Annotated in this window: 11 protein-coding genes and 2 pseudogenes; 6 read left to right on the forward strand and 7 right to left on the reverse strand. The window is 55.5% G+C overall.

Annotated elements, in window-relative coordinates:
- Positions 1-151: 151 nt before the first annotated feature.
- The 3 genes and pseudogenes from RBH20_RS19790 to RBH20_RS19810 all read right to left on the reverse strand — a co-directional run bounded on the left by RBH20_RS19790 (position 152) and on the right by RBH20_RS19810 (position 7,965).
- Positions 152-700 (reverse strand): TATA-box-binding protein, encoded by a 549-nt coding sequence (locus RBH20_RS19790; RefSeq protein WP_306711932.1) that lies wholly within the window; start codon positions 698-700, stop codon positions 152-154.
- Positions 697-3,665 (reverse strand): annotated as a pseudogene (locus RBH20_RS21420) (DEAD/DEAH box helicase). The gene RBH20_RS19790 and the pseudogene RBH20_RS21420 overlap by 4 nt, the downstream one beginning before the upstream one ends.
- A complete protein-coding gene (locus RBH20_RS19810) occupies positions 3,658-7,965 on the reverse strand; it encodes an Eco57I restriction-modification methylase domain-containing protein (protein ID WP_306711937.1) in 4,308 nt (1,435 codons plus the stop codon). The pseudogene RBH20_RS21420 and the gene RBH20_RS19810 overlap by 8 nt, the downstream one beginning before the upstream one ends.
- A gap of 253 nt (positions 7,966-8,218) precedes the next feature.
- Between RBH20_RS19810 and RBH20_RS19815 the strand changes: the two genes are divergently transcribed.
- From RBH20_RS19815 to RBH20_RS19830, 4 genes are read left to right on the forward strand one after another with little or no spacing between them, the layout of a single operon-like run.
- Positions 8,219-10,951: a hypothetical protein gene (locus tag RBH20_RS19815; RefSeq protein ID WP_306711939.1), complete on the forward strand. Its 2,733-nt coding sequence runs from the start codon at positions 8,219-8,221 to the stop codon at positions 10,949-10,951.
- 4 nt (positions 10,952-10,955) lie between these two features.
- A complete protein-coding gene (locus RBH20_RS19820) occupies positions 10,956-14,798 on the forward strand; it encodes a helicase-related protein (RefSeq protein ID WP_306711941.1) in 3,843 nt (1,280 codons plus the stop codon).
- A gap of 6 nt (positions 14,799-14,804) precedes the next feature.
- Complete coding sequence (locus tag RBH20_RS19825; RefSeq protein WP_306711943.1) at positions 14,805-16,769, forward strand: hypothetical protein; 1,965 nt, start codon at positions 14,805-14,807, stop codon at positions 16,767-16,769.
- 56 nt (positions 16,770-16,825) lie between these two features.
- Positions 16,826-17,755, forward strand: a complete 930-nt coding sequence (locus RBH20_RS19830; protein ID WP_306711945.1) for a phospholipase D-like domain-containing protein — start codon at positions 16,826-16,828, stop codon at positions 17,753-17,755.
- A gap of 403 nt (positions 17,756-18,158) precedes the next feature.
- On the opposite strand, the gene RBH20_RS19835 is transcribed toward RBH20_RS19830, so the two are convergent.
- The 4 genes from RBH20_RS19835 to RBH20_RS19850 form a co-directional block, all read right to left on the reverse strand.
- Entirely contained in the window at positions 18,159-18,989 is an 831-nt protein-coding gene (locus tag RBH20_RS19835) for a hypothetical protein (RefSeq protein ID WP_306711947.1), read from the reverse strand.
- Positions 18,990-19,040: 51 nt separating this feature from the next.
- On the reverse strand, positions 19,041-19,337 hold the full coding sequence (locus RBH20_RS19840) for a hypothetical protein (protein WP_306711949.1): 297 nt from the start codon (positions 19,335-19,337) through the stop codon (positions 19,041-19,043).
- A gap of 437 nt (positions 19,338-19,774) precedes the next feature.
- Positions 19,775-20,293 (reverse strand): hypothetical protein, encoded by a 519-nt coding sequence (locus tag RBH20_RS19845; RefSeq protein ID WP_306711951.1) that lies wholly within the window; start codon positions 20,291-20,293, stop codon positions 19,775-19,777.
- Complete coding sequence (locus RBH20_RS19850; protein ID WP_306711953.1) at positions 20,293-21,285, reverse strand: ParA family protein; 993 nt, start codon at positions 21,283-21,285, stop codon at positions 20,293-20,295. The genes RBH20_RS19845 and RBH20_RS19850 overlap by 1 nt, the downstream gene beginning before the upstream one ends.
- Before the next feature lie 556 nt (positions 21,286-21,841).
- On the opposite strand from RBH20_RS19850, the pseudogene RBH20_RS19855 reads away from it, so the two are divergent.
- Positions 21,842-22,062 (forward strand): annotated as a pseudogene (locus tag RBH20_RS19855) (RNA-guided endonuclease TnpB family protein); the annotation flags it as partial.
- 535 nt (positions 22,063-22,597) lie between these two features.
- A complete protein-coding gene (locus RBH20_RS19860) occupies positions 22,598-22,861 on the forward strand; it encodes a hypothetical protein (RefSeq protein WP_306711955.1) in 264 nt (87 codons plus the stop codon).
- The last annotated feature ends 165 nt before the right edge of the window (positions 22,862-23,026 follow it).

The raw sequence follows: 23,026 nt of genomic DNA on the forward strand, positions 1-23,026 counted from the left end.
TGTCTGTCGGACAGACTATGACGCTACAGACATACCTGCCAAAATAACGGAGCTATCAACAGCTATTTTCTCCTATCGGGTGTGACCGGTGCTCATCTTGATTGATTTCACTCTGGCGCTTGCGAGCCTCTTCAAATGAATGCGTGAAAAATTACTGTTTGAGGCAGGTAGTTACCTGTTCTTGGAGATGGGCGAACACACATTCAGCGACGTCAACGTCGGGGGATCCTGTGACGACTACCTTTCCGTTGGCAAACACCAAGAGAACGGCCGGGTAATCAGCAGGTCGATAGATGAGACCGGGAAACTGTTCTGGCTCATATTCGACTGATTCTAAACCTAGCGCGACAGAGAGCGTATTCAGATCTACTGGGTCATCTAGCTGTGCCGTACAGACAACATTCTGTACCGTAAATCCGGCTTCGGTATCTGCGTCTATGATGTCCAGCTCGGATAGTGTCGTGAGGAACCCGTCATTTGTTTCGTACAGCTGTTCGAACGCAGAGCACCCACTGATGATGTACTTCCCACTCCGATAGACCGTGACGAGCGGACCATCCTCAATAAGCCGAAGGTATAGACCGTGGTAGTTCGAAGGATCGTATTCGGTGTACGGTAGATCTAGATCGGACTCGACCTTGGCCACATCGAGTTCCACACCCAGATCTCCCGACCCGACAGCGTTCACGATAGAAATCATTCGTCTTGTGCCTCTGTAGGAGAAATGACGTACGTCGCTATTACTAATTCCGGTTCCTGAGGAGTGACGTGTTTCTCTTCCTCAAGCCGGGACAGCTCTTCTTCACGTTCGCGTCGCAGACTCTCGAGCTTCTGTTTCGCGTTCCCAATCGGTGCGGACATATCTGCACCCTGCTCAGCCCGCTGCTGGTACTGCTCTAACCGCTCTTCCCATTCTTCGATTTGCTCTTCGAAGTATCGCTCAGTGTGCTCTCGTTTGATCTCGATCTCCCGTTCTCGTTCGGTTCTGGCTTCCTCGGCGAATGACTCGACGTGGGTCCACGCCTCCATCTCTGCAGCCTCGTAGAGGTCCTCGGCCATACTCGAGAGCCGATCAACCTCCTGTGACGATGGGATATCGCTGGGAGCTGTCGTCTTGGAAAACTCGGGGACCTCAGTCGTTACACTACCATCCGGACGAACATACAATTGAACGAGCTTCTCGGTCACCACATCGCCGGCACCGGAGACGTAGCCAAGACGGTAATTGAACAAAAGCCCAAGGGTTCGAGACGCCGTTGCAGCGACTTTCGTCGCGATTTCGCCCTAGATATGGGTACTGTCCAAGCAAAATCCGATGAGCGACTCGACGAGAGGATGGTCAAGTGAGATGAACTCGACATCGTCCTCCTCCATCGCGATATCCTTGGTGAAGGTGGCCCGTTGGTATTGCCGTGCCACTTGATTCCCACTGAGGACATCGGGGACTTCGAGCTGGAACACGTCCCCTTCCATCCGGGCGGGCCCTAGTCGAACGCCCTTGATAGAGCCGCCGAATTCGTCGAAGAACACTCGCACGAGGGTCTCGATGTCGTCCTCAGACACCTCGCCGTGTTGACTGCGTTCGATCACATCGAGAATCTCGTCATCCTCGCCGGAAAGGTCGAAGCAATCGCGAATCAGGAACTCGTTTTCGACGGTCTGGATCGCTTCGTGTTTCTCCTCGATGGTCGCCTCGATATCCGCGACGACACGTTCTGTCGGTTCCCCCTCAGCGATGGCCGCCATAATCGTCTCGTCGAGGTCGACGTCCTCGAGGACGCGACCGAGGACATCCGAGCGCATCCCAAGGTCCGACTCAATCTGGTTCGTCTTCTCGATGAGCAGGTTGAGAATCTCGCTCTCGCGAGTGTCGGCGAAGAAGAGATTGCGAATCTCGACCGTGTGCTCTTGGCCGTAGCGGTGGAGTCGCCCCATCCGCTGGTCGATGCGGATTGGATTTCACGGGAGGTCGTAGTTCACCATGATGTGGGCGAACTGGAGGTTGAGCCCCTCCTGAGCGGCGTCGGTCGCGAGCATCAGATTGGCCTCCTCCTCGAATTTGCTCATTTCTTCCCGTCGACGGGATTGCTCAAGGTCGCCGTACACCTGCGCGACGTCGTGGTCAGCGAATACCTCGTCGCGTAGATACTCCAGCGTGTCCGTGTATTCGGTGAAAATCAGGATCTTCTCGTCGGGGTCCTCTGAGAGAATGCGGTCAACGAACTGCCGGAGCAATCGTGCCTTCGAGTCCGTCTCGATGTTCTTGGCCTGCTGCCAGAGCTGTTTCACGCGGTCCAACTCTTGCTGGACCTGCGACTGGTTGAGCGTAATCGTGACCGTCTCAAGTGCCTCCTCGACACGAGCACGTTCTGCGTCAGTCAGGGTCTCGGGTTGGGTACTGTACCGCGGAATGAGGTCCTGTACGTCGTCAGGGAGGTCCTCAGCGACGGCGTCGTTCTGGATCGCCCGCATCCGATTTTCGAGGGACTTGCGGATCGCGTAGATACTCGACACCAGCCGCTTCTGGTAGATGACCATCGTGAACCCTGCCGCCTGATTCTCCTCCTGCTGGGCGAGGTTGTAGTACTCGCGGATGTACTCCGTAACGTCATCGTATAGCTTCCGCTCCTCGCGAGTCATCTCGACCGGGAGTGCTTCGATGTTCTTCTCGGGGAACATTCGGGTCCCGTCGGCTTCGTACACATCATCCTTCAGCCGCCGGATCATCAGGTTCTTAAGCGCGTCGGGGCTGATCTGTGATTCGTGGCTGAAGCGGTACGGATCGAGCAGACTCACGAGGAAGTAGAACTGGTCTGATTTCCCCTTGTGCGGAGTCCCCGTGAGCAACATGAGCGCATCGGAGTTGTCGGCGGCGGCCTCCCCGGCCTGGTATCGCTGTGTTCGTTCGATGGAATCGTCACTCGACCGTCTGGCCGTAAGGTGATGAGCCTCGTCGAATACCGCGACGTCCCACTCCTCGTCGAGATTCTGAAGGGCATCGAGGACGGAGACACGGTCCGACTCGGGGTCGTCCGTCGTCTGCTTCGCGAAGTCGATGGAAGTGATGATGAGGTCTTCCTGTTTCCAGACGTTCTGGTTGGGGTGGGATTTCCGGTGAGTCCGGACCGTTTCGCGGTCGTAGATGACGAAGTTACGGTCGAACTTCCCGCGCATCTCCTCCTGCCACTGGACAGTCAGCGGCGCCGGCACAACGATGAGCACCCGGTCGGCCCGGTCGCGTGCGATGAGCTCCTCGATGACGATGCCGGCTTCGATGGTCTTCCCGAGGCCGACCTCGTCGCCAATGAGGTAGCGGTGGTCGTAGGAGTTGAGGATCTCGTAGGCGGCTTGGACCTGATATGGTTCGATCTCGATGCGGTTGCTGGTCAGGGAGAGGAACCGGTCGTACTTGTAGGCAAGATCGAGTCGGGTCGCCCGCTCACGGAGGTCGTAGTGAAGCGGTGCGTCGGATTGGCCCGCTGCGAGGCGGTCGACGAGCGAATCGAGTTTCTCGATATGGGGGAGGCCGCTGGGGAGTTTTCGGAGCTGTCCCTCCGAAGTGTATACATGGAGGAGGTGGCCACGTTGGGGCGTTCCTCGATTTTCGTAATCTCTCCACGCCCGCCGGCGAACTTAATGTGGTCGCCGACCTCGAAGTTAGTCATCGTTCACTGCTGACTCGATAATATCGATTTCCTCGTCAGTTAGTCCGTAGAGATCGTAGACAATTTCGTCGATGAGTTGGTCGGTTTTCTCGATTTCCTCTTCCAGCTGGTCAGCACGCTCTCGCACTTCGATGTACTGTTGTAATCCAGTTTGAACCTCGTCGATAACAGGGAGCGTTAGATCCTTCAGTCGGTCTAGCGGCGAGTTCGTCTTGGTCGCGTCCTGTCGGAACCCAGCAAAGCCCTCAGCCTTCTCAACGGCGACAGGGACGAACTCACGCAACAGGGTCTCTGCGGCCTCGGAGAGTCCAACAAAGGCCATCGCCCCGTAGGTCTCGAACTCCGATTCATCAAGTCTGTTCCAGCGGTCGGTCTCGCGGGGGTCGTCTTCGTCCACTTTATAACTGATATCCACAGACAGCACCAGTCGATCGGGGTCATCTTTGAAGATGACATCCTCAATACGAAGGCCCTCATACTCGTCAGTAGTCTCGGCCAGTGGCGTGTCTGCGACGCCTGCGACCGGCATCTGTAGGTCCTCCAGAGTGTCGCCCCTCTCCGATTCAGGAAGTTCATCGCTAGGAATACCGAGGTAATCAAGCAGGTTGAGATTGAGTGCATCTCTTTGACTCTGAAAGTCTACCATCTTATCGGCTAGACTGCTGAGGAAGTCATGTGTCACTCTGTTCTCGCCACCCAATTTATTACGAGATTTGACAAATTGAACTGGTTCGAATTCAGCGACCGAATCAAGTTCTTCATTATATTCCGTAAGGAGGCCAGAGTCCACAGATTCACGATCATCGGAACGTTCAAGCATAGACGGAATTGGTAATTGTCCAACGTACTGAGTCTGGAATCGGTAGTAACCTCCAGACAGCTTCGGACTTAAGGCTGTGAACATGAACCGGAGAGGAGAGGAATTGAACAAAGCACAGACATATTGGACATCTTCCTGAACTTCAGATTTTAAAACTGCCCCATATGCAGTATTGAGTATCAGCGTCTCTCCCGTTGAGTCAAAGGTACAACGAGGTTCCGTGGAGATATCTGGGAACAGAATTTTTGGGCCGAGAAGATTCTCGCTGGTATAGGGGAACTCAAACCACTCTTTGCCCATCTCTTCTATCGTTTTTTCGTAGAACAGACGCTCACTTAGCTCTTCCTCAAACTCTAAGAAGTGTTGTTGAGTTTTCGGGTACTCAGAGAGATTGATCGGATTTAGCTCCGAACCCGACTTCTCGTATGGATATATAATATATTTGTCATCGCGCGGTCCAGAATAGCGGCGGATGTCTGCCCCGTCAAGAACAGGCCTGAGGAGATCCTGCTCAACAGGGATATTATCCGTATCTTCTTCAAACACATAGGCCTCTTTCAAATTCGTCTTAATTCCTGTCGAAATATCCTCAGAGATATCTTCTAATGTAGGATGGTGATTATTCCGGAGAGTGTCAACAACCTCTGCCTCACCCTTGGTGGGGAAAATCCATGGCCTATTCGATGTCAGTTTTTGGGTCTCAATTCGGTTTGTTGTCGGCTCCCTCAGGAACTCTTCAACATCTTCACTTGTAGCATCTTCCAAGTGAGCATACTCAAATTCCTCCGGCATCTGGCTCGATAAGAGTAGAATTAGTGGGTATGTTGTTGTGCCTGAGAATACATTTGCATCTTCAAAGTCTAGAATAGTCCTGACACCTACATTATCTATCAAGAACTCTTTAAGACCCTCCCCATAACTACTGGACAAGAATTTATTTTGAATAATATAGCCGAAGAAGCCGCCTTCTTGTTTTAATAAGCCAGCTGCTTGTTCGACGAAAGCAACGTACAAGTCGTACTTTTCAATAGCAGAATCGAATTTCTCCCGCTGATACTCCCTCTCATCATCACCAATCCGTTGGAAATCCATCCATGGCGGATTTCCTATGACAGCGTCAAAACCGGGATCTCGAATCTCACCGCCGTTTTTATCATAGAATACCTCTGGATATTCCAGTCTCCAGTGGAAATATTCATGCTTAGTGGACCACGTCTGAGCATCTTGGAACCAATCCGTTTCAGCTAGTAGCTGCCATCCCTCATCATCTTCCAGCTTAGCGGCCATTTGTTCATAGGCATCATCTGGAACATTGTCTAGCCCGAAATTCTCAGCCGTGCGTACATTTGCCATTGACTCAAGCCGCTGCCGAAGCTTGTTACGCTCAAACTCGTCATACTTGTCTTCCATCTGCTTGATGTCATCGAGATCTTGATTCTCAATCGCGATGAAATCTTGATAGATCCGCATCAATTGTTCAATCGTCCCTTTCCTAGCTATACCGAAATCGGCGAGCGAAGCATTTTGATCGTCCCCACCGCTCTCGGATTCTAGCTCATCGATTTCCTCGATGTCACTGCCGACCAGCGAGTTCCCCGTTTTTAAGTGGTGATCCAAGAATGCGAGCGGCTGTTCAGCCGCGAGAGTCCGGAGCCACAGCGAGACCTTGGCGAGCTCAACAGCGAGTGGGTTCAAGTCGACTCCGTAGATACAGCGCTGGGCGACCTGCCGTCGGGCCCAATTAATGTCGTGTTCCTCATCGACGGTCTCGATACCTTGTTGTGCGGCCTGACGCTCCTGTGCGTCGATGATCTCACGCGCTAAGTAGTCGATGGCGCTCGTCAGGAAGTGACCACTCCCCATCGCGGGGTCCAAGATCTTGAGATCGAAGATACGCTCAGCGAATTCCGCCGCGAAGCCGCCTTCATCCCGAGCACTCTGAGCCATAAGGTCCTCTGAGATGTCCGTGACGAGGGGTTCCAGCGTCTCTTCGACTATGTACTCGACGACATACTCCGGCGTGTAGTAGGACCCCGTCGCCTTCCGTTCACCAGAGCCAGTCGTGAGGTGGACTTCTCCCTCCTCAACGATCACTTCGTCACCCTCGCCGGCGGTGACGTACTCACTGTCCTCCAACGCGAGCGGCTCATCGGCGACATCGAGCTGATACTCGAGAAGTCCCTCGTAAATGCTCCCGAGATGTCGGACGTCCAGCGACGAGTAGTCGACGAAGATCTTCCCACCGCCGTTGCCGTTCTGACTCCGCGTGAGGAGTTCGATGACCTTAGCTAGGTAGGCGTCGCCCACTTGGTGATTCGCGAGGAACCGGGCTTCGACACTGTCGTCTTCGTCAGGGTTGGTTCTGAACAGCCCACCGTTGTACGCCGGGATGTAGAGATCCTCCTCCGGAATACCGCGGGACTTACTTCCTTGGTCGATGAGTTTGAACAGCTCCTCCAGTCGGTCCCAAAGGTTGTCTTGCCAGTCACGATACTTCGGATTGGGACTGTCCAGTTCCTCGGCGACGTCCTGCTTGAGTGTATTCAGACTGTACGACTCCTCGTAGATCTCGTTGTTCGTATCAAGCAGGTCACGGCCCTCACTCTCTGCGTAGAGGACGAAGATGAGCCGATAGAGGTAGATGAGCGAGCTGTCGTGAATGAGGTCGAGATCCTCTTCGGAGAGGTCGTTGTCCGGGTACTGCATGAACCCCTCCGAGAGGACCTTGATGGCCTCATAGATGTTGTCCTGCAGGTCCTCTCCCAACTCTTGGGCGAAGACATTGGACTCGTCGTAGACGTCGTCTAGGAAGCACTCGCCGCTGGAATCCTCGAGGAATGCGCTGTGCCTGAAGAAGAGGTAGAAGTATTTGAAGTCCTTAAGATCCCCCTTTTCGAGGACGGTTGGCAGGTCGATCTCGTAGTAGGAGTCGAGCCGGTGGCTCGTCGGGCCGTAGTAGAGCCGCCATTTCTTCCCGTCGGTGAGGACGGCCCACCGCGCCGGCGTCTCCTGCAGATAGACGTGAATCTGGTAGCTCGGGTTCTCGAAGTCACGCTCGTGTTCCCCGCTCCCACGGGTGTCGAGCGGTCGGCCCCAGCGCTTGGCGTCCGCGACGGCCACAGCGTTCCTGTAGAAGTCGCCACCTTCCTCACGACGCTCGAAGGCACCACGAGCAGCGTCGTCGGATTCGAAGAAGCCGTAGTCGGGCCGGCGCTGTGTCCGGCTGGTACTCTCCTCGACCTCGAAGGGGATGCCCAGCTTCCGGAACATCGGTCGGATGAATTTCTCCTCGAGCTGGGGCTCATTGCGTTTGGGAGCGGTCTCTTTCTCGCGCTCCCAGAGGTCCATGATCTCCTCGCGGGCCTCTCTGAGGTCTGCATCACTGACTGCATCCCACTCTTCAGTATCAGGAAGGTGCTCGTCGAGATAGTGGTTGGAAAACAGATCGCGGTTCGTCCGGTATGTTAGTGCGGTTTGCATTGTTGAGAGTGAACAATCAGTCCTGGAGGGACCCTCCACGCTGGTGATTGCTCGTGATACCAGTCCGTTCCCGGACAGCCACATAAGTGTTTTCCAGAGCGGCGTGCCGATACCACCCCAGGCTACACGCGAGCGCGCTCGCGATGCGCGTGGGACCGGGCGCGCTTGCATGCGCCCATGAGCGCGTAAAAATTAGAAACGACTCACCCCCAAATATATGTGCAGGGGGTGAGTCGATGCAAGTGGAGAGTAAATGAGCAACTCATCGCTCGCGGGAGCTCCCTCCCGTACGTTCGCCGACCAGCTCCTTGTTGCAAACAGTCCCGATGCCGTCGCGACTGTCCTCGAGGAACTAGAATCAGACTACAACGTTGTCTGGCAGCCGCTGGGCAACGACGAGAACAACTACTCTGACGTATACACGCAGGCGGCCTCCCCGATTCCAGCGTTCTGTGAGCTCCCGCTGAACAGCGAGGACTCCCAGATGCTCCGGTTCTACGACGAGGCCGACGGCGTCGATCCAGATGAATACACCTCGATGAAGGCGGCTGTCGAGGCTGACTGGGTCGATCTCGATGACGCAGAAATCGAGATTATCGCCGATGGACTGAAGCCCTCGGATGGAAACCTGCTCAATCTCACGGTCCGTGACAACGGCAAGGGCAAGGGCCGAAGCGAATTCGAGGACTTCATCGGCCTCCATGCACCGGGCCTGAAAAAGCAGGATTACGGGTTTCTGCAGGGCCAGTACGGGATGGGGAGCACCGCTGTGATGCAGTTCGCCGGGAACATCCAGCAGGAGTACAACGAACGAGCGTACAAGTTCATCGCCAGCGCGTCAACAGACGCTCCGGGTGAGTGGACGTGGACGCTCATTCGAAACAACCCCCATCGGGCACAGGTAGAATACCTCACTGTCGGCGGCGAGTTCCCAGTGTTCGATGGAACGTTCGGAGAGGCGATGGTGGAGAAGTACCGCGACAGCTATCCGGACAAGTACGACTTCGAGAAACAGGCCGACGCGTTCGACCCACAGAAACACGGCGCGTTCGTCAAGGTCTACGATTATCAGACCACGGCCTCGCGGGCGCTTATCAGCGGGTACGAGGGGTTCCGCAAGAAACTCGAGCGCTGTATCGTTGATTCGCCGTTCCCAATCCGGCTAACCGATATGCGATACGAGAGCAAGCTCACCCAGAGCACGACCCGTGGCCTCCTGCCAGCGATCCGAGACGGCAACGAGCACCTGCTCAAGGGCGAGGAACACATCACGACCGAGACTGGCTCCGAGACGCTTGGCGAGCGGGACATTCATGTCCTGCTGTTCCGTGACGAGGACGAACTGGAAGATATCGAGACGACTACACGCGGCAAAAGTGATTTAGTCGCCGGCACAAGCGCCCACAAGAACGCAGCTAGCCGTGCAGGCATCCAGCGTGATCACGCGCTGATGCTGACGATCAACGGACAGACCCACGGGAGCAAGGGCGAGCGGTTCCTCAAGCGGCTCGGCTACTCGAAGGTGGCCGGAGACACCGTGGTCATCGTCGAGTTCGACGACCTCGCAAACCTCGGGATGGTCAACATGTTCTCGCCCTCGCGGGACTCGCTGAAAGATTCCCCACAGGCTAACCGGTTCACCGCAGCGCTCGAGGACGCGCTGGAGGACAGTGATCTCCTTTCGGACGAAGAAGACCGGCGACGAGCACAGCGCGGGAGCGAGGAAATCGAGGTCGACACGGAAACGTTCTCGGAGTTCGTGGCCGACCACCCGGAGTTCGCGAACTACATTGCGACCGGGACACAGGTCTCGGCTCCACGGATCCGGCCATCGGATCTCCCCGACGATGAAGACGAGGTGACCGACCCTGCGGACGACTCGGCCCGGTCAGAAACGGATGCCGAAGACGGGGAGGAGACCACCGACAGCACCACCGAGCCGCCGAAACTCCCGACATATCTGCGCCCCATCCGAGAGTACGATCCTGCAGGAGACCACGAGTACTGGGACGAGCGTGACGGCATCATGCCTGTCGAGATGCCAGTCAACAGTCGTACCGTTATCCGGTTCGAAACAGACGCACAGAGCAACTACCTCGTCCGCGAGGTACTGGGTGGCTCGCTCACCGTCTCGCCATCGGCCCGCTTCGAGGCCGTCGAACTGCAGGATGGTCTCCTGTCGCTGACGCTCTCGCCTGCCGAGGATGCCACAGTCGGTGACGACTTCGGTATGACGATAGAACTGACCCGGCCTGACCCGACCGAGTCCGACCTCTACGAGGAAGCTGCAGAGGCGTTCCCTGCCGAGCAGTCAGCGGAGGAGTCACTCAGTACTGACGGTGGAGCGGTCAACACCGGTCCGCTTACTTCGATGTTCACAGTTGAGTACACTGAACGCGAAGAGACCGACGACCAGACCCCGACACCCGGTAGCGACGACGATGACAGTCCTGATGGCGATCACCCTGACAGCGGTGAAGATTCCGCCAGCGACGAAGCCGCGGAAGCAGACAAGGGCGACAGCGAGACCACAGAGATGTCCTTGGCCATGCCGGATATCAACATCGTCCACGAGGAGAACTGGCGTGTCGACGACAGTGGTGATCCGATGGACCCCGAAGAATTCAAACCCGGGATCGCAGCGGACTTCGACGAGCAACGGCTCCTGCAGGTCGATGAGAGCCGTGATGGGACCATCAGCGGGCTCACACTGACGATCAACATGGATGCTGCTACGCTACGGTCGTTCATTGTCGAACAAAACGTCAGCGACACGTGGAAGCCATTCGTCGAGAATCAGTACCGCCTCGCAGTGGTGTTCTACGCTATCTGTGAGTTCCGAAGCTTCGTCGACCAGTACGGGCAGACAGTCGATGGCGGTGAACTAATGACAGCGGAACTCGTTGACCGCAGTATCAACGCGCTGGGACCCGCACTCATGCCGACGATCATCCCGGAAGACCAGCTCGACCGCATTACTGAATAATATCATGTCACAGCAGAAACCAGGCAGCCGACACAACACAGACGGACCGCCATCGGACGACGAACGGATCGCCCGCCATCTCAGGAAGCGGGTCCTCGAACGCGTCCGCGGTGACATAGACGAACGAATTCACCGTGACTTCCCCAGTGACCGGTTTTTCGCCGGTGCCCTCGCGCCAGGCAGTGAGGACCAGCTCGATGACCCCGACGATGATCTGCAGTCGAAGATGGAACCAAGCGGGCTGGGCGCAACTGTCCGTGTGAACAGCGGGGCCGAAGATGACGAACTGGTCCTTGGGGTGACGGCCAGTGTCTGGGTGCGAGTGAACCCAACATACGAGGAGATGGTCAACCGTGACTCCTTCGTGGCTCTGGGCGACCGGGATGACGACGACGAGGGCGACCAGCTCCTGCCGGTGTTCGAACGAATCGAGCTGGACGTTCCTGAGATACGGATTCCGGCCAGTGCGATCCAGACACAGACCCGAGAGACGCCAGAAGTTGTTCGCAAACGAGCCACAGACGCCTTCGAGGCCGCGTTCGAAGACGCCCGGGAGATTGCCCGGGCGAACTACGACCTGTATGCTGAGACGGAGGATGATGACACCGTCCCTACGGCCGCACTTGAGGACGAACAGAGTTTCCGGGGCTATCTTGCCGAGCGGGCTGCCGACGGTTCCATCTCGCTGCCGGACTGGCGAGCGGATCTGAATCTGTCAGTGATGCCCGATCGCGAGAACAGCGATGACAGCATGATCGTGGACCTTGAAATCGCCAATTCGGCGATTCAGTCGCGTGAAGACGCGATCTATACAATTCGTGACCCAACGCTATTCGAGGTTGGAATGGATCTCACGACGACTGGTGGGCTGCAGTTCGTCCCGTTCACCTTCGACCCGCTGCCGGAAGATTTCCGCTACAACCGCGATCTCTGGGGTCACGGACGAAACTGTACCGTGACCGCACCGGACAGGGATGACCAGCATGTTGACGAAAAGGGTCGGCCACCAGGTCGTCGGGCACCGGCTGCAAACCCGACTGCAACGCACTTAGAAACGCAGTTCATCCCCGAGTACCGCCAGCTGGTCTATGAATCTGCGGACCGGGAGGTGAATGCTCGCTTCGAGACGCTTGCTGCCTTGCAGGATGGGGGCCTCGACGTTCTCGACGCTGTCGCCACAGAGATGCGTGAGTACCTCACCGAAGAGTACGACGATGCGCTGGAGCAGTACCGCCAGCGTGACGACTGGGACGATGACCCGGAGGACGGTGACTTGGCTGATTTCAACGACGACCGTGCCGCCTTCGAGCGAGAGATCATCCGGTTCGAGCGTGGTGTCCGGTGTCTCCGCCAGCATCCAGAGACCGTGGGGCGTGCGTTCGAGCTGATGAACGAGTCGATGGACCGGATGCACGAGTTCCCCGGCTGGCGACTGTTCCAACTCGTCTTCATCGTGATGCAGGTCCCGGATATCGCCAGTCGGGAGCATGACGGCTGGGAGGAAGTCGAATGGCGCGATGGCGATACCGAGGATCTGGCCGAAGACGCGGATTCCGCGCTAGATATCGTCGACGTACTCTGGTTCCCCACGGGCGGTGGCAAGACAGAGGCGTTCCTTGGGGTCGCCGTCTGGAGTATGTTCTTCGACCGCATCCGCGGGAAGGACTTCGGCGTTGCAGCCTGGACGCGGTTCCCGTTGCGTCTGCTATCCCTCCAGCAGCTCCAGCGAATGTCCGAGACGGTGATGTTCGCGGATCTCGTCCGGCGAGAACAGGAGGACATCGGCTCGCGTCCCTCGCGACCGTTCTCTGTCGGATATCTAGTCGGGAAAGCGAACACACCAAACGCACTGACTGGCTACGACAACAACAACTACCAGAAGTATCAGGGCCCCAGCGGTGAGGCCCTTCGCGAGGACGCAAAGGTCGTTCCCAGCTGCCCGGCTTGTGGTGCGAAGGTGAAGATGCGGGTGAGTACTGCTGAAGACGACGGTGACAATCACCGGCTTGCACACTACTGTACAGGGAACTCATTCGACTGTCCTTGGCAGAAGCGGCCACAGGATATCAACGAACCGTACGCCGAGGATGAGCTTCCCGTCCACGTCGTCGATAACGAACTCTACCGTTACGCACCGACGATCCTCGCCGGGACTATCGATAAGATCACCGCTATCGGATATCAGCGAAAGGTAGCCCACCTGATAACGGGCAAGATGGACTGCGAGTGTCCGATGCACGGGTTCGCGAGTCTCGGCGAATGTACGGAAAAATATGGCTGTGACATCGACGGGGACGAGTTCAGTAACCTCGCTACCCCGATCGAACCTTACGACCCGGCCCCGGAAATCATGGTCCCCGACGAACTGCACCTACTCGAGGAGAGTATGGGGAGTTTCGATGGCCACTACGAGACGGGAATTGACGCGTTGCAGGACTTCGCTGATGCGGGCCAGACAAAGATTATCGCTCCGACGGCGACAATCACCGGCTTCGAGGATCAGGTGCATAATCTGTTCCTGCGACCCGCCGAACGTTTCCCGTCACCAGGGCCATATCTGCGGGAGAATTTCTACGCTCAGGAACAGGCCGAAACACAACGATACTATATTGGCCTCGTCCCCCACGGCAAAACCCATATCAACTCGATAATCGATCTCCTGTTCTACTACCATCAGGAGATACAGGATCTGTTCCGGTCGGCACTGAACGATCCGACACAGATACTGACAGGTGCAACACTGGAAGGGACGGAGACGGATGCTCCGCTTGAGGCCGACAGTATCGATGAGGTGCTCTCGTTGCTCACGTACTACAGCACGAGCATCACGTATCTGCTCTCGAAGAAAGACGGCGACCGGCTCGACCAGTCGATCGTCTCACAGCTCAATACGTATCTTCGCAAAGACGGCCGCCCACCATTGGCTGCCGAACGGATGACGGGCGGAACCGGGTTCGAGACGATCATGGAGGTCCTAGACACCATCGAGGAGCCATGGGACGAGGAGGCCGACACCAAGATCCTTGATGAACTCGTCGACCGCGGCGTCCTTGATGCGGATATCGGTGACGATGTTCTGGAGCTGCGTGAAACGCTAGAGCAGAGCCTCAGTGGGGAGAACCCACGGGTCGACAGTACACAGTTCGACGGCGAGCGTGCACGGGCCAGCGAGGACGTTCGAGAGGGACTGGCCTGGCTGCTGGCCAGTCGCCTCAACACGATCACGGCCACGAGCATGATCGCCCACGGTGTGGACGTCAGCCGGTTCAACATGATGACGTTCTTCGGAATGCCACGGGGAACGGCCGAATATATCCAAGCCAGCTCGCGTGCGGGTCGATCGAAACCGGGGCTGGTGTTCAATGTCGCTCATCCGATCCGCGAGCGTGACCTGAGTCACTACCACTTCTTCGAGAAGTACCATGCTTTCCTTGACCGACTCGTCGAACCAGTGCCGATCAACCGGTGGGCGAAAAACAGCGTCAAGCAGACGCATCCAGGACTGTTCATGGGACTGCTACTCAACCATTACATGTACCAAGATGATGTCGGGATGCTGTACTTCGGCGATAACGCCGAGGAATTCATCGACTCGGTTAACGAGTCGACCCTGACACAGCAGCTCAGAGAGATGTATGGTGATGTCGACGATCACGAGGAGTTCATGGGCAATGTAGAAGAGCTGACACGCGAGGCGATCTCGCAACTCCGGCTCGACGACTCCCAGTGGACAAGCGAGCGAATCAAACGTTCGCCAATGCGGAGTCTGCGCGACGTTGATGACCAGCTGAGTATCCGCTCGGAGTACTCCTTCCGGGAGATATTCGAGACGCTTGACAACAGGTGATTACACATGAGTATGGAACGTAGCCGTCAGCAGGTCCTGTACCAGTTCCTTCCAGGGAACACCTTCGATTACAGCGACAAGCGCGGCATCTGGCAGGTGAATCGACTCGAGACGACTGATGCGAGCGGACAGGTCGACCGACAATACATTGTCGACCGAGTGTTTGCCCGGGCGAAAAACTGGGATGGTGGCGAACAGGGTTTCAATTCGAGTAACCCCGACCATTACGACTTTGCCGAGCCCGATGAGGTGCGAGCACGTCCCTTCCCGACGACGTTCGCCTGTAGCGTCTGTGACAAGGCACATGGCTACTACTCGGCAGACGACCTGAACGGGAAAAACAAGAGCCTGACCTGTACTCGCTCTGGATGTAACGGCGATCTCGAGCAGTACCAGTTCGTCAGCGTGCACAGCTGTGGTGAGCTGCGACGACTCTATCCACAGAACTGTCCACAGCACGGCGACCAGCACATCGTGCTGGATGACCAGAATAGCCAGCGGGCACAGAACTTCCTGTGGCGGTGCAAGGTCGGTAGCTGTGGCTGGAGTACACGGGTCAGTTACTACCAGAACTGTGGCTGTGAGTACGTTCCGCCGTCCGTCGAGGACCCCGATGAAGACAGTATGTACACCACAGTCCACCGTGCTGGGTCGGCATACTATCCCCACTACCTGACGACGGTGAACCTGCACACAGCAGGGATCGGGCATCTCCGCGGCAGTGAAAGTGGGTCCCAGCGAGCCATTGCAAAACTCCTAGATCTAACTGACCGACCATTGCAGTCTGTCGATCTCGATGAAGCGCTCGACGGTGCCGAGATCGACGACGACCGGAAGATTGAGGTGTACCAGACCAAGGATGGTGTCGACTCGCTCGCAGAAGCCGAGACATGGCTGCGAGAAAACGGCGAGATTGATAGCCAGACGGTCGGTGAGCTCCTTGACGAACTGATCGTCTTGGAGACGGGTGATGATGCCCAGGAAATGACTGACGCCGGCGATGAACTGCTCCAGTATGTGCTCAGTCTGGAAGACCTGACCACACACTCACTCGATGAGTTGCGCGAAGACGCGCTGGCCAGTGGATTCCCACGAAAGGCTGACAAGATCGATACCTACTTTGATGTCCTCGACCGGCTCGGGCTGGATGCTGTGCGGGTAATCGAGGATTTCCCTGTCCAGACATTTGTCTACGGGTACACACGTGGCGGACGTGAGGAGGATGAGGCCCGTCTCAATGCCTTCTCACAGAACGCCAGCAGTGGGGACGGGACGCCGATCTTCGTCGATACTTCGGAGACGGAGGCGACGCAGTTCGACCTCGACCCGGCTGCAGTGTTGCTATGGCTGGCGGTCAACATCCCGGCAACAAGTGATCCCGGAGCAGTGCGGGGGCAGATAACGCTCCCAGAGATTCCGGCTGATCCTGACGATGCAGCCATCGACATGGCCCGCAACGAGATCGACAGTCTCACACGGGCCGAGCAGTGGTCGTTCCTACTGAACCACCTCGACCCAGTCGATGGATACGGTCGATTCGATACCCATGTCGAGGACGATGTCGAGGGACAGGTCACAAAGTACGTCTTCGAGCTGATGCACACGCTCTCGCACATCCTGCTCAAGCAGGCCAGTACCATCAGCGGTTTTGACCGGACAAACCTGAGTGAGTTCCTGTTCCCTCGTGCACTGTCGCTGGTCATATACACGAACAACCGCGAGGAGTTCAACATCGGTGGCATGACAACGATGGTCGAACAGCAGCTCGATAACCTGTTAGGCCAAGCACATGCACACGGGAATGACTGTATGATGGATCCGGTCTGCTCACAGCGTGGTGGCGCCTGTCTGTCCTGTCTGCACGTCAGCGAGATTAGCTGTTCGTATTTCAACCAAGTGCTGGCCCGGGACTATCTCTACGGGAGTCGACCCAACACTGATCGGGATATTCGCGGGTTCTGGGAGCTATAGAAACTTCCGTGATCACACCAGAGCAGTGAGCAATCAACGTCGGCGCATATAGAACCATGTCTGAGAACACAGCTGGCCCGGATCGTGCGCTCGCAATTGCAGATATTGCTGAGCACGATCTATCGATACTTGATGAAGTAGAGGGGCATCTACTAGTTGCTGCAGGTCGATCAGAATCCATTTCACCAGCAGCTGTCGGGCGTGAAACATCACTCTCCCGAAACGCGGCAAGCGATCTGTTTCGACAGCTAAACAGGACGGATGCGATTCATCGTGACTCTCACGCCACACCGGTCGTCGAGAGTGACTACACGGTTAACCCCACTGCCCTTCGAGAGTCACTTGCCGCTGCACGGACTGCAATACAGGTAGTAGCCTCCTACCGTGACAGACAGCCAGCGACAGATGCGAAACCCTTGGTGACGTTCCCAGATGATCCGTCGTTTACTGATATCACGCCTGCAGCATTCGGCATGGACGGTCTCATGTCGACGCTGGCAAGCGAGGTCAAACAGAGTGAACAGCGGATCTGTCTGCTGTCTCCGTTCTTCGAGCGAGGCGGGTTCGATCGCCTCGCCGATGTTCTCCTCAATGCACTTGACCGAGACGTCGAGGTGACAATCGTGACGCGGTATCTCCAAGATACAGATTCACACAACTATGCCGTAATTAGTGATTTCGTTCAGCGGGCTCGTGAGCGGGGTTTAGCCAGTGATCTCACGACCGTTGATTACACAGTCTGGGATGACGATGTGCCAGCAGCTGATCGTCGACAGGACGGTGAGAATCCGAAATTTACCCTTCACGCGAAGGTGATGTCATTTGATACCCGTGCAGTGTATGTCGGGAGTGCTAACATGACCGACTATGGATTTGGACGGTATCTTGAACTCGGTGTGCTTCTCGGGCGGAAAGAAACTAGGCAATTCGTCGATCTCTGTGACTTCTTGCTGGAGTCGGATGCAGCCACTGCTGTCAGATTGTGACAGTACTTGCTGGATTATCCACAGAAACCAACTAGAACGTGAGACACAGTTGCTGGCGCGATCGTGTTCGTTGTTCTTCTCGTTGTACTGGGTGGCATTGTCGGCGCTATTGGCCTTGTGCCACCACTGGATACCGGCGACATCCTCGAATCTGAAGACACACAGAGAGAGCAATCCGACACCTGAACCGAGTGACATCGAAACGGACACGACTAATGCTGGATCGTCCGGATACAGTGGTGACTACGATTGCAACGATTTCTCGTCACAGTCGGCTGCATAGGATGTGTACGCGGAATCTGGTCTGCCGCTTCAATACCTCCCGGACTCCGTGTCAACTTTCAACTAATTTGAACAAAGAAGCGACAACGATTGAAAACGGACTCCAAAAGTCCTGCGTGAGCTATTGGACGACCGCGTCTGGTTCCAGTTGCTCAACCTCGAAGGTCAGCAGATGTGACCGAAGACGGGCATAGGCCCCGTCGCCGTCAGTCGTCACACAGTACCGATTCGGCCTTGCCTCACGAGGGTTGCCGTCGTTCTCTTTCCAGTCTTTCAGCGTGAACTCAAGCGTCTTCAACTCGCCGTCAGCACTCTCGAAGACGGTCGCAGCCGATGGTGTTCCGTGGTTGTTAGCGATATAGGCCACCTTGACAGCGTTGTGGTCAGCGTCAAGTTTCGCCCAGCCATCGAGTTCGTCCGGCGGGTCCTCAGCAAACTGCTCGATCTCACGCTGTGTCAGTTCGGCCTCTGCTGCATCCCGCCACGCTTGTTTGATATCCTCGGCTTGAGACTGCTCGATCTCCTGAAGGACGTCGCTGTCGATACAGTCCTTAGCCCACGCAAGCACTGTCTTGGCTTTCTTGTATCTCTCCTCGGGTCCGCCGTTTAGCTGGCCGAAGTTCATCTCCTTGGGAGACATCAAGAGAACTGATGACCGCCAGTAGCCGGGGTCAGCGTCGCACTCTTCACTGGCATCGGGAGCCCACGATTCCATCGAGGTCCTGACTTCCTCGTGATGGCCGAAACCGGTTCGGACGCCGCCGGCGCGCAGGACTCGTTCCGCGAGGTCGATAGTTCGCTCGCGCTCGTCAGCAGGCGCTTCGTCTGGACGGTCAACGTCGGCATAGAATGGCAAGCCGACGTTGTCGATGATCGTCTCTTTGTAGTTTGGACTGAGCGGCGGTTCCTCGACGAAGATCGGGTCGAACGGTGGTTCGGCTGTAGGCAACACACTGGAAAGCCTCCAGCCAGTGAGGCGGCACAAAATCGCTCTGAGGCGGCGTTAGGTCTGGAGGTACTGGTCGGCAGTGTCGCCGTGCTTCGCTTCTAGATCGTCCCAGTCAGCCATTGAATCGTACTCTGGACGAATCTCACCGTCCGAGAGCATATCGTCGGCAAAGGCTTGGACTTGTTCGTCGATGGACGCGGTCTGCAGGTTTCGCTCTTGGGCGATGAATCGGATGCCACAGAATGTACGTCCGTCTGCTGCGAGTTGCCAGAGCAGGAGCTTCCGGTTCTGTTGGGTTGCAAGTTCGACCAGTAATGCATCGTCGTTACCGTCTTCTGTTGAGTTGGGCACGTCTTAGAACCTCCAGCTGAAGGGGGTGACAAAAATTGTAACGTGGGTTAACCAATAAACAAGATAGATACAACTGATTGTTGCTTAGTAATCTTACAAACATAGCCAACGGCATTGTGTCACTCGGTTTTGCGGAGTTGGCCATTGACTTCGTAGAGCCAACCCCGGTCAAGAAGACGATCTACCGCGTGTACTGCATCAGCTTGCTCTTCTATATGCTCATCCTCAGCCAGGAGGAACTCATGTGCTTCAGTTTTAGAGAGTTCATCAGAGCCTGAAGCGTACGCTCTCTCAAGTGTCTGGTAGGCACTTTGGATCCAGTCTGGGAGAGGGGGTTGGCCTGTGTCCTTCATAGCCCCAGCTATACATTACAATTGAGAGATAGCAACTTTACTTATCGGGAGAGCTGGATTTCGTAGTTCGGCCGTCTGTTACGACTAGTCGAGTTCTCCGTATCCGTCTCCCCGCATGAGCTCTGCAACGCCTTTTACGTTGTCAAACGCCGCAAGAAGCGCATACTCACGGGCGTCCGTCTTTGAGATATCGTCTGCTCCGAGCTCCGAAGCAAGCTGGCTCCGAAACTCCGCTTCTCGCGAGACGACTTTATCGCGAGCGAAGAGTTCGAGACGATTGTCTCTTTCGTCCCCAACGTTACTCCGACGCACGAAGTACGGATACTGGTGGTCACTCGTTTGGCTTGATCCGGCTTCGTTGGCCGTCGAGGTGCTCGTCGGACTCTCTTCGCTGGTACTCTTCGCTTCCTTCGCTTCTGAGGAACCCCCGCTGCCATCTACTTCCTCAGAATTGTCCTCCTTGGGCTCCTGAACATCCGCCCCCTCGTTGGCGATGTCATCGATTTCCTCACCGGTTTCCTCCGGCTCGTCGTCTGCTTCTTCCTCATCACTATCTCCGAAGCTGAGGTTACCTGATCCTGATTTGAATGAATCGCCCCCCATTAGTCAGCCACCTCCGGTTCAGCGGTGAGGTTGAACTGTATCGTCTCGGTACCATAGTCGTCGATATCTAAGACCAGTTCATCCTCAACATCGGCATCGAACGTCTCAGTCGCAATGAATCCCGCCAGTTGCCAAAGTTTATCGAGAGTCTCGAGTTCACGGTCGGGTACTCTACGCTCCCCTTTTTTCGAGACCATCTCGCCGTCTTCTTCGTAGGTTTTCCACCGCTCCTCTACTACTTTGAACGCAGAGCCACGGGCTTCCCACATGGCGTCCATCAAACTTTCTCGTGACCCAATAGAGACTGGCGTTGCGAAGGCGTCCGTATTTTCGAACTGATCGCGATACTGCTTGTGGGCGTTCGTCTGGCCGACTCCCGATGGAACAACGCACGAAAGCCCGATTTCGATATCTAGCGCAGTCTCCATGTTTCCAACCATCTCTTCGAGGCCATCAAGGCTGAGACTCCCCTTTCCAGCTGGCTTGACGGGCGCCACCAATGTCCGAAGCGCGTAGATCGCATTGTAGAGGAGGTCTTCAGCGCGTGCGTTGGGATCGATAAGAATCGCGTCGTACTCCTCGTTCAACTCCTCTTGCTCCCAAAGAAGATTATAGAGAAGCTCAAAACGAGGGTATTCGTCGCGGGATATTCCCTTCATCCCCGTTTCGTAGGAAATCTTCTGTTCAAGATTGGAAGTGAAATCCCCAAGCATATCGTGACTCGGAATTATGTCAACACCCTCCTCAGAGGTCTCTATGAGGTCGTCGAAGTCCCCGTCTGGCATCTCGAGAATGTGCTTTACGAGATTGTCAGCATCCGGGTCTCCACGGTTCTTACCGACATCGAAGAGTGAGGTGAGGTTGCCTGTTTGTGGGTCCAAATCGATCACGAGGACATCAAGTCCCATCCGTTTGAGCCCAACCGCGAGATTCGCTGTCATGGTCGTTTTGTATGTCCCCCCAGACTCAGCGTAGACGACGGTCGTTATCATACACTTTCTCGTTCGGGATTCTGTTACATATATCTGTGTCAGACATCCGTGGTGGCTATCTGTATCAGCTGCCTGTATAAATCATCTGTAATAGCAAGTTCCACGTCAAGATTAGGGCCGAATTGGGTTGGATATGGAATATCTGCTTGTATAATAGTCTGGAACGAATGTCAGTAACAATTAACTGTAACACTTGTATAGAACAGGCATCTATTACAGATGTTCGTTACAGACATCCGTCTGGACTATCCTCGAAGCCAAACCTAGCTGATGTCAGAACAGACCTCTGTTACAGATAAATACTACAGAACTCTGTCTGTAATTAGTTGGCCTGAACGTCTACAAGATCGCAGATGGTGACTTAGGCTTCAGAAACGAACCCAGAATTCTGTTACAGATATTAATTACAGATCTCTATAACAGACATAGGCTACTTTGAAAGAGGCAGATATTATGACCCAAACTGTCTCATAGATTATCGGGAAGGAAAAACCTCAATCTACTTTTGTATAAGGGCACACCTGCCCGACGGCTGTTTCTCCGAGAATAATGGAGAGATATTGAATGCTTGGATTGGGGCTACCAGAACCATGCCGACTACAACGCGGCAAAGACCATTGGTTTGCGGTATTCCGCTGGAATCAAATTGATTCCGGTGGAGGCGCACCCGTAGGCGTGCACTTGAACGGCGGGACGCTGAACGCGAACGGAGAGTATGATCCTACTTCCGACGAGTCGCGTAAAACGGGATTCCACGCTGAAACCTCACTAGCTTAGGAGTGGGGCGGCCTGCATTGCTGATTAAGGACCTCGGAAAGCTCCCCTGATGGCCAGTGGGGACAACAGGTACCACTACATAATCGACCGGCGTCCTAAGGTGGGTTGTCCAGTGTGCCGGCACTGCCGACGTCATCAGCGCGGTCTCGTTCGCGACGGAACACGATTTCTCCATCTCCGTGAAAGGCAGTGGGCTCACATCGCAGGCAGGGCTCTCGAAAATCATGCCCTGATGATCGAACTCTCGACGATGAACAGCGTTCGCGTGGACCCCGACGCACAGAACGCCTTCGTCGAACCAGCAGCTATGAAAGAATCGAAAACACAACTAGAAGTTCGGGTAGATGGTCTGACAGTGGCGGCTGGTCTGTATCACTCATCAGTGCGGTTGGTCTGTGACTTGCTTTCAAGACCAGTCGCTTCAATCAGTGGCTCTGTGCTGGCCTACGAAGTTTTTACCGAGTGTTTCCTTCAAGAGCTGATGATGAGATAACGACTGCAGCCGCTTCCATTTTGCCGATGCAATCGAGGATCGATGTCGGAGACACTGGACCCGCTCCCGGAGCGTACATGCCGGAGGACCCACGCCTACAAAACTGGAATCGAACTCAGGGACACGCTGGGATATGGAACGTGTCTTCGGGGTGCGGTGAGCGGGGTCACGCTTTACACAGAGCAACTTGAGGACGCCTATCCGGAGTGGCACCCAGCATTCGACTCGTTCCAAGGAATGCTCAGGCTGTTCATGTATCGGGAGATTATGTGTGAAAGTTACCGAACTATAAGAATGAATATCTGAAATAAATATAGATATCTTATTTATGCGAGTGTATAACACTTAATATTCAAATATTGGGTGCATTATGGGTATTTATACGCCGAAATGAGAGCCTTCGAGTCGCAGATGGTATCATTTTTCGCGCTTTGATACGTCACTGACGCGCTCGACGACGGCGTCGTGTGC

This window comes from Haloarcula sp. H-GB4 (assembly GCF_030848575.1).
GTDB lineage: Archaea > Halobacteriota > Halobacteria > Halobacteriales > Haloarculaceae > Haloarcula.

What these genes read in the sequence shown, in the direction of transcription:
- RBH20_RS19815 (WP_306711939.1), top strand. Translation starts at nt 8,219, where the DNA reads ATGAGCAACTCATCGCTCGCGGGAGCTCCCTCCCGTACGTTCGCCGAC.
- RBH20_RS19845 (WP_306711951.1), bottom strand. Translation starts at nt 20,293, where the DNA reads ATGGGGGGCGATTCATTCAAATCAGGATCAGGTAACCTCAGCTTCGGA.
- RBH20_RS19825 (WP_306711943.1), top strand. Translation starts at nt 14,805, where the DNA reads ATGAGTATGGAACGTAGCCGTCAGCAGGTCCTGTACCAGTTCCTTCCA.
- RBH20_RS19820 (WP_306711941.1), top strand. Translation starts at nt 10,956, where the DNA reads ATGTCACAGCAGAAACCAGGCAGCCGACACAACACAGACGGACCGCCA.
- RBH20_RS19790 (WP_306711932.1), bottom strand. Translation starts at nt 700, where the DNA reads ATGATTTCTATCGTGAACGCTGTCGGGTCGGGAGATCTGGGTGTGGAA.
- RBH20_RS19830 (WP_306711945.1), top strand. Translation starts at nt 16,826, where the DNA reads ATGTCTGAGAACACAGCTGGCCCGGATCGTGCGCTCGCAATTGCAGAT.
- RBH20_RS19850 (WP_306711953.1), bottom strand. Translation starts at nt 21,285, where the DNA reads ATGATAACGACCGTCGTCTACGCTGAGTCTGGGGGGACATACAAAACG.
- RBH20_RS19810 (WP_306711937.1), bottom strand. Translation starts at nt 7,965, where the DNA reads ATGCAAACCGCACTAACATACCGGACGAACCGCGATCTGTTTTCCAAC.
- RBH20_RS19860 (WP_306711955.1), top strand. Translation starts at nt 22,598, where the DNA reads ATGTCGGAGACACTGGACCCGCTCCCGGAGCGTACATGCCGGAGGACC.